General features: G+C 59.6%; 9 protein-coding genes and 1 tRNA gene. 4 read left to right on the forward strand and 6 right to left on the reverse strand.

Going from position 1 to position 12,928, the window contains the following annotated elements:
- Positions 1 to 189 precede the first annotated feature (189 nt).
- Positions 190 to 3,720 (forward strand): transglycosylase domain-containing protein, encoded by a 3,531-nt coding sequence (locus tag IPJ12_07620; protein MBK7647010.1) that lies wholly within the window; start codon positions 190 to 192, stop codon positions 3,718 to 3,720.
- Positions 3,721 to 3,762: 42 nt separating this feature from the next.
- Here the strand turns inward: IPJ12_07620 and IPJ12_07625 are convergent, their stop codons facing one another.
- From IPJ12_07625 to IPJ12_07640, 4 genes are all read right to left on the reverse strand, one after another.
- Positions 3,763 to 5,643, reverse strand: coding sequence for an MFS transporter (locus IPJ12_07625; protein MBK7647011.1), 1,881 nt, complete (start codon positions 5,641 to 5,643; stop codon positions 3,763 to 3,765).
- Positions 5,640 to 6,869 (reverse strand): amidohydrolase family protein, encoded by a 1,230-nt coding sequence (locus IPJ12_07630; GenBank protein MBK7647012.1) that lies wholly within the window; start codon positions 6,867 to 6,869, stop codon positions 5,640 to 5,642. The genes IPJ12_07625 and IPJ12_07630 overlap by 4 nt, the downstream gene beginning before the upstream one ends.
- A 108-nt stretch (positions 6,870 to 6,977) precedes the next feature.
- The gene (gene aas / locus IPJ12_07635; GenBank protein ID MBK7647013.1) at positions 6,978 to 9,119 is read right to left on the reverse strand and encodes a bifunctional acyl-ACP--phospholipid O-acyltransferase/long-chain-fatty-acid--ACP ligase; all 2,142 of its coding nucleotides are present in this window, start codon (positions 9,117 to 9,119) and stop codon (positions 6,978 to 6,980) included.
- Positions 9,119 to 9,430: a helix-turn-helix transcriptional regulator gene (locus tag IPJ12_07640; GenBank protein ID MBK7647014.1), complete on the reverse strand. Its 312-nt coding sequence runs from the start codon at positions 9,428 to 9,430 to the stop codon at positions 9,119 to 9,121. Before IPJ12_07640 ends, aas begins: the two co-directional genes overlap by 1 nt.
- A gap of 433 nt (positions 9,431 to 9,863) precedes the next feature.
- Between IPJ12_07640 and IPJ12_07645 the strand changes: the two genes are divergently transcribed.
- Together IPJ12_07645 and IPJ12_07650 are read left to right on the forward strand one after the other, a co-directional pair.
- Positions 9,864 to 10,043 (forward strand): hypothetical protein, encoded by a 180-nt coding sequence (locus IPJ12_07645; GenBank protein MBK7647015.1) that lies wholly within the window; start codon positions 9,864 to 9,866, stop codon positions 10,041 to 10,043.
- Positions 10,044 to 10,457: 414 nt separating this feature from the next.
- On the forward strand, positions 10,458 to 10,919 hold the full coding sequence (locus IPJ12_07650; GenBank protein ID MBK7647016.1) for a CZB domain-containing protein: 462 nt from the start codon (positions 10,458 to 10,460) through the stop codon (positions 10,917 to 10,919).
- Positions 10,920 to 11,332: 413 nt separating this feature from the next.
- Here IPJ12_07650 and IPJ12_07655 read toward each other — a convergent pair.
- Positions 11,333 to 11,409, reverse strand: a tRNA-Arg gene (locus IPJ12_07655).
- Positions 11,410 to 11,513: 104 nt separating this feature from the next.
- Between IPJ12_07655 and IPJ12_07660 the strand changes: the two genes are divergently transcribed.
- Positions 11,514 to 12,371 carry an HDOD domain-containing protein gene (locus IPJ12_07660; GenBank protein MBK7647017.1) on the forward strand — a complete coding sequence of 286 codons (858 nt, stop codon included), beginning with the start codon at positions 11,514 to 11,516 and terminating at the stop codon, positions 12,369 to 12,371.
- Positions 12,372 to 12,383: 12 nt separating this feature from the next.
- Here the strand turns inward: IPJ12_07660 and IPJ12_07665 are convergent, their stop codons facing one another.
- Positions 12,384 to 12,872, reverse strand: a complete 489-nt coding sequence (locus tag IPJ12_07665; protein MBK7647018.1) for a C40 family peptidase — start codon at positions 12,870 to 12,872, stop codon at positions 12,384 to 12,386.
- Positions 12,873 to 12,928 lie beyond the last annotated feature (56 nt).

Genomic DNA, 12,928 nt, shown 5'->3' on the forward strand with positions numbered 1-12,928 from the left:
GAGACAAAGCGCGCGGCGGTATCTGTCTGTTCCCGAACAGAGTAGCGAACCCGGCAAGCATCAAAATGATGGCTGCACGATAGCAAAAACATTCAACTCGCATTCATAAGACATCGCAAACCGGCACGGCGCCGATATACTAGCGCTTGACCCCCAACAGCAACTCCACATAACAAAGCTCCACCGTCCATGACTTATTTTCAACGCCATCGCTGGCATATCGCTGGCGTAATGGCTGCAGCACTGATCGGCCTCGGATTGCTCGTCGCCGACGAAATCGAAACTTCGCGCTTCCAGTCCCGCTACCTCTTTCATTTCGCATCGACCCTCGACTACCGCATGGTGGACGGGCCGAGCAAGTCCATCCGCTTCCCGGCCCACGGACCATTCGATGAGCGCATGGGCTATAGCCGACTGCCCGGAATCTCCACCCGACTGCTTGAGCAGGGTTATAGCGTGACCCGGCAGGCCAGCTTCTCTGACGCCTTGCTGAGCTACGTCGACAAGGGCAATTTCCCGCCTTATACCGAAAAGACCGGCGCCGGCCTGACCATTGCCGACTGCCACAGCGATGCACTCTACAAATTTCGCTACCCCTATCGCGCCTATGCCGATTTCGCTGCGGTGCCCAATCGCGTCGCACAGGCGCTGATGTTCATCGAAAACCGCGACCTGCTGGATGAATCGCGGCCAACGATGAACCCTGCCGTGGACTGGGTACGTTTCGCCCGTGCCGTGATCGGCCGCGTTGGGCGTCTGGTCAACGAAGACTTCGACGCCCCCGGCGGCAGCACGCTGGCCACCCAGATCGAAAAGTTCCGCCACTCGCCTGATGGCGTGACGCCCAACGCCCACGAAAAGCTGCGCCAGATGATCTCGGCCAGTGTCCGTGCCTATCATGACAGCGAGGAAACATTGCCGGCGCGTCGCCGCCTGCTGCTCGACTACCTGAATACGGTGCCGCTATCGGCTGCGCCCGCTTTCGGTGAGGTCAATGGCCTGGGTGATGGCCTGTGGGTGTGGTTCGGCAGCGACTTCAGCGAAGCCAACGCCCTGCTTGCCGAACCTGAGGCCAGCGGCGCACGCCTGGTTGCTCAAGGACGCACCTTGCGCCAGGTGGTGGCGCTGATGATCGCCCATCGCCGGCCAACCTATTATCTGTCAGCCAAGGGCCACGACGATTTGCGCAGCCTGTCCGAAAGTTACGTACGTCTGTTCGCCGAACACGGGTTGATCGGACCAGCGCTACGCGATGCCGCGCTCAGCGAACCGCTCACTTTCCGCAACCACCAGACCAACCCCGCGCTGTTGCCCGCCGATGCCGGCAAGGGCGCAATGGCAGTGCGCAATCGCCTGGCCGGCGTCCTCGGCGCCTCGCTGTACGACCTGGACCGCTTCGACGCAGATATCGCCACCACCCTGGATGGAAAGCTGCAGCAACAAGTCAGTGTCTTTCTCGGCAACCTCGATCAGCCGGATGCTGCCCACCAGGCCGGTCTGATCGGTGACCGCATGCTTGATCCGGGCACGCTCGGGCAGGTGCGCTACAGCTTCAATCTGGTCGAAAGCACGCCAGCCGGCAACCGCGTGCGTGTGCAGACCGACACCACCGATCAGCCGCTCGACATCAACGAAGGCAGCAAGCTGGAACTCGGTTCGACGGCCAAGCTGCGCGTGCTCTCGACCTATCTCGAAATCATTGCCGAACTGCACCAGCGCTACAACGCGCAGCCGCCCGAAGAACTGCGCAAGGTGCCGGTGGAACAACGCGACCGGCTGACCCAATGGGCCATCGACTATCTAAGCCATGCCAAGGACCGCAGCCTGCCGGCCATGTTGCAGGCCGCGCTGGCACGCAGCTACTCGGCCAGCCCGGGTGAGACCTTCTTCACCGGTGGCGGCGCCCACAACTTCAACAACTTCCGCCACGAGGACGACGGACGCACGCCCACCATACGCGAAGCGCTGCAAGGCTCGATCAACCTGCCCTTTGTGCGCCTGATGCGCGACATCGTGCGCCACGCCATGTACCAGGTACCGGGCAGCTCTGCCCATGTTCTGGAGCAGGCCGATGATCCGCGGCGAGCCGACTATCTGGCGCGCTTTGCCGACAAGGAGGGGCAGGTTTTCCTGCGCCGTTTCTGGCACAAATACCGTGGCAAATCGGCCAGCGATATCCGGGATGTCTTCCTCGACGGCCTGCGCCCGAGCGCCAGCCGTCTCGCCGCCGTCTTCCGCTACCTGTCACCGCAGGCCAATCCGGCAGCGCAGGAAGCCTTCCTGCGGGAGCGACTGGGCAACGAAAAGCTGACGGCAACCGAAAGCGCCAGCCTCTACACGCGCTACGCTCCCGAGGCCTTCGATCTGCCTGACCGCGGCTATATTGCCCGCGTGCATCCTCTCGAACTGTGGCTGGTCGGCTACCTTTCGAGCCACCCGGAAGCCAGCTGGAGCGAACTGGTCACAGCCAGCAAATCCGAGCGGCAGGCGGTGTATCGCTGGCTGTTCAACACCCGCTTCAAGGGCGCACAAGACTCACGTATTTACACGATGCTGGAAGTCGAAGCCTTCCTCGACATCCACCGTCGCTGGGCCAGGCTCGGTTATCCATTCGGCCATCTGGTGCCGTCACTGGCCACGGCACTTGGCAGCTCGGGCGATCGCCCGGCCGCGCTGGCCGAACTGATGGGCATCATTTCCAACGATGGCATCCGTCAGCCGACCCGGCGCATCGACCGCCTGAGCTTCGCCAATGGCACGCCCTACGAAACGCACTTTGCCGGCGCCTCGGGATCAGGCGAGCGCGTGATGGCACCGGAAGTAGCCGAAGCCCTGCGCAATGCGCTGTCGGAAGTGGTTGAAGGCGGCACGGCACGGCGCCTGTCTGGCGCCTTCAAATCGGCCGACGGCAAAACGCTGGCGGTCGGCGGCAAGACCGGAACCGGCGACAACCGCATCGTGCTCGGCAAGGGTGCCGGCCGCGGTGTGGCCCAGAACCGTACGGCCACCTTTGTCTTCTACATTGGTCCCCACCACTTCGGCACGCTCACTGCCTACGTGATGGGACCGGATGCCAGCAAGTTCCGGTTCACCTCGGCCCTGCCGGTTCAGATCATCAAGGCCATGGGGCCGATCCTGCTGCCACATATGGAATCCATCGGCGATAACACCTGCCCGGGCGGCTGGCCGGTCAAAACGCCGGCGGAAGACGATTCGTCGCGGTCAACCGGAAATTCAGCCGAAAATCCAAAAGCGCCGGAAGCTCAGGAAGCGCCCCCTGCGACCAAGCCACCCACCGCCACGCAGAAGCCAGCAAAAATACCGGAGGCTGCAAGCAAGCAGGACGGGGCGCCGACGCCCAAGACGGCGGCAGCGTCGACATTGCCCGCTGAATCCACCATGCCCGCCAAGCCGAACCCGACACCTGCGCCGCCCCATAAAACTGAAGCGGTCTCCACACCGAAATCCGGTGCCAAGTCCGATGCCAAGCCAGCCAGCACGCCGGCCCCTGCAGCAACAGTGGCACCAACCAAGCCCAAAGCAGATTCGGCACCGCCGCCCGAGGCAACCCCCACGCTGAAGACTGACCACGCGCTCACCATTAAACCCAAAACGGCGAGCACACCTAAACCGGAACTGGAACAGGCAACACCACCGAAAACCGAGCCCAAAACCCCGGAGGCTCCGCCAGGAAAACCCGACGCCGCCGACAAGAACTAGCCGAGCCGGAGGTGACGGAAACCGCCTTCCCGCCATCCGCCCTTATCGGACGTCGCCCCGCAGCCGCGCAACCAGGGCGCGCAAACCGTCTGGCGTCACATCGGCTGGCGCTACCGGCGCCCCGACGCGCAACGCAATGTCCGAGAACAACCCGCGGCGGAACGGCTTTTTCATGGCGTCACCGTCAACCCGCGAGAAAAAACTGCCCCACAGACCGGATAGCGCCATGGGCACGACCGGTACGGGATTGTCGGCCAGGATGCGCGTGATACCCGAACGGAAAGGCTGCAACTCACCGTCATTGGTAATATTGCCTTCCGGGAAGATGCCGACCAGATTGCCGTCAGCCAGCGCTTTGCTAACTTCGGCGAAGGCAGCCTCCAGCATCGCCGGGTCTTCCTTCGCTGGCGCGATGGGGATGGCGCCGCCGTGACGGAAAACGAAACCGAGCACTGGCGACTTGAAGATGCGGTGATCCATCACAAAACGGATCGGACGCGGCGAAGCACCCATGATCACTACCGCGTCGGCAAAGCTGACGTGATTGGCCACCAGCACGGCCGGGCCTTCGTCCGGAATGTGCTGCAAGCCCTCTGTGCGTAGCCGATAGACCGCCTTGACCAGCAGCCAGGCAATGAAGCGCAGCAGGAACTCCGGCACCAGCCTGTAGATGTAGATCGCCACCAGCGCATTGAGCAGCGCGGCGAGGCCAAACAAGGCCGGCATCGACAAGCCGGCGCCCAGCAGGCTGGCCGCCCCCAGCGCACCGACGACCATGAACAGCGCGTTGAGAATATTGTTGGCAGCGATGATGCGCGCCCGATGGTCGGGCGAACTGCGTAGCTGAACCAGCGCGTAGAGCGGCACGATGAAGAAGCCGCCAAAGACACCGAGCATCATCAGATCAAACAACACGCGCCAGACGGCCGGGATGCTGAGCAGAGCGAGCAGTTCGTGCGGCGTCGTGCCGACCAGCCCGGTCGGCGAGGCGAAATAGACATCCAGTCCGAACAACGTCAGGCCGATCGAGCCGAAAGGCACCAGGCCGATTTCGACGTGCTTGCCGGACATGCGCTCGCAGAGCATGGAGCCAATGCCAATACCGACGGTGAAGATCGCCAGCAACAGCGTCACCGACGACTCACCACCGCCCAGCACGAATTTGGCATAGGCCGGAAACTGCGCCAGAAACAGCGCGCCATAGAGCCAGAACCACGAGATGCCGAGGATGGACAGGAAAACCGTGCGGTTCTGTCTGGCGAAGGCAATATTGCGCCAAGTTTCCGACAGCGGGTTGAGATTGACCTGCAGTTCCGGCGCTGGCGCCGGGGCGCTCGGAATACCGCGACTGGTCAGATAGCCGGCCAACGCAACGACGAATCCGCCCACCGCAATCCACGCTGGATGCTCGACCGAACCAGCCAGCAAGCCGCCAGCCAGCGTGCCGATCAGGATGGCGACGAAGGTGCCGGCCTCGATTAGCGCATTGCCGCCAACCAGCTCTTCCACGTGCAGGTGCTGCGGCATGATCGCGTACTTGACCGGCCCGAACAGCGTCGAATGGCAACCGAGCAGGAACAGCGCGCCCATCAGCACCGGCAGACTGTGCAGGAAGAAGCCCGTGGCAGCGACACCCATGATCACCATTTCCAGCACTTTCACGAGGCGGGCCAGCATCGCCTTGTCGTACTTGTCGGCCAGTTGCCCAGCCGTCGCCGAGAAGAGGAAAAACGGCAGGATGAAGATGCCCGCAGCCATGTTGGCCAACAGCTCCGGCTTGATCGTCGTCCAGCTTGCCGCCTGAAAAGTCAGCAGCACGACCAGCGCGTTCTTGAACAGGTTGTCGTTGAAGGCGCCTAAAAACTGGGTGACGAAGAACGGCGCAAATCGGCGGGTTTTCAAAAGTCCGAATTGACCGCTCATGCTTGGCTCGCAGCGAAGAGACGACGGGTGTTGAAAACCGCCGGTGAAAAGGAATGGCCCTGCCAGTTGAGCAGGCGCTTGAGAGTGAAGTCGAAGAGCAGCGGATTGTGCTGGCGCAGGATATTGAGATCGCTGACCGCAGCTTTCGGCAGCAGGCCGTCTCGCGCCATTGCCGTGCTTGAGGTCAGCGGCACGATGCCGGGCAACGGGTAATCGGAGCCATACAGCAGGCGGTCATGCAGGTCGCCACGTTCGAGCAGCGTACGGATCAGGGCTGGCTTCCGGTTGCGCTGGGTGATCGCCGAAATGTCACCATGTAGTAGCCCCTTGGCGCGCGGCTCAGCCATCAACCTCAGGAACAGCTCGAAGCTGGGACGTGCCTTGCCGTCATCGTCGAGATCGTCGCCCAGGGAAGCACAGTGGGCGACCACCACTTTCACCCCGGCATCGTGCGCCCGTCGCAGGCGCAGCGGGTTGCCGAAAGCCTGCGTGTCGCTGCCCTTGACGGCTTTTTCCTCGCCGCAATGGACGATCAGCGGCGTACCTGCTTCGGCCAGCACGCGGTAGAAGGCATCGCACTTGGCGCCGGCCGGGTCCATGCCCATGGCGGCCGGCAGCCATTTTATGGCGCGCGCGCCGTTGGCGATGGCCTGTTTCAGGTCATCGGCCGCCGTTGCACGATAAGGATGCAGGGAGGCCACCCACTCGAAGCGCGCCGGAAAATCCCGCGCCAGCTTGGCCGCCCAGGCATTAGGCACGTAAAAGGCCGAATGCTCGGGATGGGTGTCGCCCTTGCCGTCGTGAAAGCGCTCGAAAGCAAAGAGCATGACCTTGAAGCCTTCCGGCATCGCGTCGCACAGGTTGAGCAGGCGCGCGACATAAGCCTGATCGACCTTGCCCGGCGCATCGTGGGCGCAGCCGGCATTCATGTAGAACAGGCGCTGGGCGTAATGTAGCGGATGCAGCACCGAGGACAATTGCGGCCCGACCACAATACCGCTGCCGCCATCGCCAATGCCGGCCAGATGGACGTGGCAATCCCAAAGTTGCGCCGGATCGATACCCGCCCACGCCTGTTGCAGCCACGAGCTATCGATCAACCCGGTCGGGATGGCAACCCGGCATTTGTTGACCAGCAGCGGCTTGGCGGACACCCAACCCGCCGCCGACAGCGCCGCGCCACCGGCCAGCGCGCCAAGCAGGCGACGACGGCCGGGGTTGAACATATCACTCATGGTACTTGCCCCCACGGCAAGCCGCATTTTCGGCCCCCTGGAAAATTTCATTTTTGCGCATTTTTTCGGGTTGACCGTGGAAGGCATGTTGACGCGCACTCATACCGCCTCCGCCAGATGTTTCAGGCTCACGTAATCGACCTTGCCGGTACCGAGCAGCGGTAGCGCCGCCACTGTTTGTATCTTGCGCGGCACGGCCAGTTCCGGCACGCCGGTTTCACGCGCCTTGGCGGCGAGCCGTTCGCGGGTCAGTGCAGCGTCGGTAGTAAACAGCACCAGCGCCTCGCCCTTGGCCGGATCGGGCTGGCTGGATGCGGCGTGCATCAGGTCCGGCGAGGTCGCCGTCGCCAGTTTTTCCACCACTTCCAGACTGATCATTTCGCCGGCAATCTTGGCGAAGCGCTTGACCCGGCCGACAATTTTCACGAAGCCATCCTCGTCCAGCTCGACAATATCGCCGGTTTCATACCAACCTTCGCCGATGTCCGACACCGGCGGCTGCAGCACACCCGGCTTGTCGGCTTTCAGGTAGCCGGCCATGACGTTAGGACCACGCACGTGCAGGATGCCGCCCGAGTCGATACCCGGCACTGGCACCAGTTTGTGTTCGATGCCCGGCAACAGGTTGCCGACCGTGCCGGTTCGGTAGGCCATCGGCGTGTTGACGGCCAGCACCGGCGCCGTTTCCGTGGCGCCATAGCCTTCAAAGATACGCAGGCCGAACTTCTCGAACCACAGTTCGCGCACAGCCGCCGATAGCTTCTCGGCGCCAGCCACGACATAGCGCAGGCGATAGAAATCGTAGGGATTGGCAAACTTGGCGTAGTTGGCGAGGAAGGTTGAAGTACCGAACAACACGGTGCAGCCGCGGTCATAGGCCAGCTCGGGAATCACCCGGTAATGCAGCGGCGACGGGTAGAGAAAGAGGCTGGCGCCGTTGAGCACCGGCAGCAGCGCACCGGCCGTCAAACCGAAGGAATGAAAGATGGGCAGCGCGTTGAGCACCTTGTCGTTGACTGAGAAGTCGATGACCGAGCAAATCTGTGCAATGTTGGCGAGGATCGCCCGGTGCGGCAGCACGACACCTTTGGGCTTGCCTTCAGAACCGGAGGTGAAAAGCACCACGGCTGGGTCTTCCGGTGTGCTCGGCAAGGCGAAGGCACGCGGAAAATGGATGGCGTAGCCCATCAGCCATAGCTTGTCGCCGAGTCCGATCTGTTCGCGGACATCTTCCAGATAAATGAGTTGTACGCCGTTCAGGCCCGCCAGCTTGTCGGCCAGCTTGGCCTGCTCGACAAAGGCGCGCGAGGTGACGATGGTCTTCAGTTCGGCACCGTCGATGGATGCCTGCATGGCTTCGACGCCCGCCGTGTAGTTGAGCATGGCCGGAACGCGCTGTCTTGCGGTCAACCCGAAAATCAGCCCCAAAGTGGGCACCAGGTTGGGCAGCAACAGGCCGATCTTTTCACCTGGCTGCGACACGCGCTCTATCTGGCGACCGAGCACCAGGGCCATCTTCAACAGATCGTTGTAGGAGTATTCGATCTGCTTGACGTCCTCAATCAGCCGGCGCCGCCGACCAAATATTTCGGCTGCATCACACAGGGCCGAGTAAAGCGTTTGCTGCGGGCGCGAGGCGAAAATCATTTCCTGCATCAGCTTGCGCATCTGCTCGCCAGACTTGCGGCGGCGCAGCTTGGCGGTTGCTCCCGCTGGCATCGGAAAATGCCGTTCGGCCAGAATGGACAGACGAATCTTTGGGAACAGCGTGCGCGGATGCTTGCCGGAAAGGCGCGAAAAGTAGCTGCGCGAGGCACCATCAACCCGCACCGGCACCACCGTCGCGCCAGTTTTGGCAGCGACGAAGGCCGGGCCGTCGTACACCTTCATCAGCGAGCCGGTCAGCGTGATCCGCCCTTCCGGGAAGATAACCACTGGCCGGCCGGATTCGATCAGCCGAATCACTTTTTTCATGGCCATCGGGCTGCTCGGGTCGACCGCCAGATAATCCACCTGCGACAGCAGGATGCGGAAGGCAAAGCTGTTGGCGATGGTCGTATGCACGACAAAGACCGGATCGATCGGCAGGAACAGCCCAATCAGCAAGCCATCGAGAAAAGACTGGTGATTGGCGACGATCAGCAGGCGGTCATGATTGAAATTGGCCTGCTGATGCGACATTTCGACGCGAAAAAGCAAGCGGGCAAGGCCGCGCAACAGCGGCCGCAATAATTTGCGCATCAGCAATTTTCCTTGAGGTAGTCGAGGACGTTCGAAAACGTCAGCCCCAACGCGTCGCGATTGATCCAGAACCAGACTTCCTTGCCGATCTTCTCGGAGCCCAGCACGCCGGATTCATGGAGTATCTTGAGGTGGTGCGACACCGTTGAACGCGCCAGCGTCGATACCTCGGCGATCTGCCCAACATTTAGCCGCTCGCCCGGCTCGAATAGCAACAGGATGCGCTGCCGGTGCTCATCACCCAGTGCCACAAAAATTTTGGACATCGCCTGCCACTGGGGAGGGATCGTCCGCGAATAGTCATTTCTCATGTCGACGATCTTAGTTATATCGACATGTCTGCGTCAAGCTATTTTTTCACAATCTGCTTATCGTCCGCCAGTTAAGCCACGATTGCCTAGAATTGAAGCAAGCGACCTAACTCCCTGTCGACACAGGTCTTATCGGCAACTACCAACGGGCAACGCACAGACTTGTCCACAGAAAATGTGGATAGTCAGATGTCGCGCCAAGTGCATCAATTTGGATTCTGATGCACGGCTCTGGTGCCTCGTTTAGCCTTGGCCCAGCTCCAGAGCGCCTCTCCAAAGTAAGGCAAAACAGCGCCACATCCCAGTGCTGCAAGCATTTCGGGCGATAGCATGATAGTCACCTCATTCAGAAAGAAGATTGCCGAGCAATAAAATGCAAATACCATACCAAAGAGCCGTCGCCTCGGCAGTAGCACCGAATGAGCATGTCACGATGGCTAATGAGCAACGACCGAAGAGCACATTTTCCCGTGCTCTTCGGTCGTTGCTTTCGGCCAACCTCGGCTACACCCAGATCATCCTTCAAGCAATGGCGGTAGGTAAAGGATGCGATTGGTGGCCGAATCCATCACCGGATGAATTCAAAAAAGCCGTGATCCAAAAACAGTGGTGAGGCGTGCCCATCCTAAATACCACCAACGACAGTACTAGCTAAGTTGCCCCACGCAACAATGGCTTGACTAGCCCCGGCTGAACACTTTCGTCGCTGCTGTTACTTGCATCAGGTTCCACCACGCACGGCTCAATGGCCAACGCAAGCACTTACGCCCTCCCTTCGCTTGCCAGCTTTTGCAGCAATTTCATTGCTAGTTTCTCGGGCGACCTATTCGCAAGCTGGGTGCTGGCGCCACCCTTTGACGTTGAAACAACCAGAATCATTCCAGCCACCCAATAATTGCCCTGGTAGGTCGTTCCATCGACCTCGCAACGGACTAGATAGCGTTGCTGTCGAAAACTTTCTTTCAGGTCACTCATGACGCCCCAATGTTGTTCAAAAATACATCTTATCAATTTGGAGTGGTAGACCATGGAAGCAGCCAAAAAAAGAAACCGTCAGCAATCACGCTTCGATCAACCACGTTCAATTCTGCGTCACAATTACGCAATGACCCTAGACATCATCGACAACGCGATTCGACGCCACCTTCGCTGGGTGGCTGATTTTCATTCAGTGCTCGCCGGTACACTGACGAAGGATTTTGACCCGGAAACAGCGAGAGACGACACGGCATGCGCCCTAGGCGAGTGGTTTGGCAGTATTGAATCACTTGAGCTACTAGGCGAAGACTTCCATATCCGGTCAAGGGCTCTCCACGCAACATTTCATGAAATAGCTGCAGAAGTGGTCGAAAGCCTGAATGCGAATGACCCCCCGGAAGTCACCAAAGCATTAATTTCAGCGCTGGAGGATTTATCCAAGAGTGTGGTTGAGTTCCTTGAGTTTGCCAAAAAGAGGCTGCTTGGAGTCCCGCCGTCCTGGAAGAGTTAATTTCTCTCGAGGCAGGACAGCAGAAGAACGCGACAGCCAACACAGGAGGCTTCAATGCTTTACCGCGGGAGAGCCGCCGATCAAGTCGCTACGACCCACGCTACAGTACCCCACGAGCAGCAACAGCCGACTTGAAGCGCGAGCCGCCGAGCCTTTCGACGGAGACTTCAAGCGGCGCGTGCCCTGGCTACGTTATCGACCACGTACAGCCGCTCAAGCGTGGTGGCGCTGATACGCCGAGGAAGCGGCCAAGCAAAAAGACAGGTGCGAGTAATCAACCGACTTCAGACTCCATTACGCTTTAACACGGCAAAACAGACTCAAAGCAAAGGGCTGATTTCCGTACAGCATCCGTACAAAGCAAAAGAGCCACCCGAGAGGATGGCTCAATAGCTTGATTTTAAGAGAAATTCTGGTGCGCCCGGAGAGATTCGAACCCCCGACCCCTGCCTTCGGAGGGCAGTACTCTATCCAGCTGAGCTACGGGCGCATGGGAGGGAGGCATTCTACCCTCTGGGTACGACTTGCGTCCATTCTCAAAACCGGATTAAGCTCCTACAAATCTACAAGTTTGCTTGATTCGGTAAAAACAACATGTCAAATGAGATCAATCAGGAACTGTCGCACGATGTTGTAGAGAAAGTGATGAGCAGCATCGATATCCCGACCTGCCCAGGAATGGTCACTGATGCAATGCGAGAGGCTCAGAAGGATGAGCCGGATTTAAGCCGTTTGGCCGATATCATTGGCAGCGATGCCGGCATGTCGGCTGCCGCCCTTAAACTTGCCAACTCGCCACTGTTCGGTGCGAATAATCGGGTGGTGAGCGTGCGCAAGGCGGTTGAACGCCTGGGCATCCAGAATGTTGTTTGCGTGGTCGTCGCTTCTGCACTCCGTGCCAGTGTTACCGGTTTGCCTGCCGCCTGGGTCGAAGATTTCTGGAGGCGAACGATGCAGCTCGCCCTGGCATCGAGTTTGGTTGCTCGCCGTCAATATGGCATTTCTGCCGATGCGGCGTACACCTATGCGCTTTTTCACAACGCGGCCATACCTCTGCTGATGCGTCGCTTCCCAAATTACGCCGATGTTCTCGAGGGCTGCCGCAGCGAAGGGAGGATGCTGAGCGATGCCGAAGAGCAATACTTCCCTTGCACCCATTCCATCGTCGGTTCACTGCTGGTGCGTAACTGGGGACTTCCACCCTTGCTCGGCCAGGCTATCCGTTTTCACCACGAAAAGGATGTCTATGATTTACCGGATCGTAGCTTGCCCGGCGGCGCCCTGTCATTAATCGCAGTGACTCAGGTGGCTGAACACCTTCTCGACGAAATCATTGGTGACACTAGCGAAGTTGATACCAATCTGCTCGAGCGTGCACTCGCCTTCCTGGGCATTTCGAACGACGACCTTGATGAATTACGCCAACGGTTCGCCTCTGCCGTGGAAAATTAAGCCAACTAGACTTTAATCTAACAACGTGCGCGCCTCTTCAAAACGCTGCGCATAATAGCGATCGCTAAGCTTGTCGATGCGAACCTTGCCATTGGTGGACGGCGCGTGAATAAAGCGTGTATCACCGATGTATATACCGACATGCGAGTAGGATCGATTCATCGTATTGAAGAAGACCAGATCGCCCGGCCGCAGTTCTCCTTGCGCGATTGGCCGCCCATTGCGGGCAATGTCAGCAGCACTACCCAGCACTTTGAGGCCGGCTGCCCGACCATAGATATAACTGACCATCCCGCTGCAATCCAGGCCGGCCTCGGGGTTCTTGCCGCCAAAACGGTAACCGGTATCGATCAAGCCCAAGGCGTAGAACACCACTTCGTTGCCCACTTGGCTGACCGGACGTATAGTTTCCGTCGAGCCGGATGTACGCCGCTCCGCAGTACCGCAGGCGGCCAACAGGAAGATCGACAGAAAAATTGAAAACAGTCGCGGAAGTCGCATGTAGCTGGTGTGCTTTCTAGGAACAACTCGTAACTTACCGTTTTTACAGGAATTTT

Source organism: Betaproteobacteria bacterium (genome assembly GCA_016709965.1).
Classification (GTDB): domain Bacteria; phylum Pseudomonadota; class Gammaproteobacteria; order Burkholderiales; family Rhodocyclaceae; genus Azonexus; species Azonexus amarohabitans.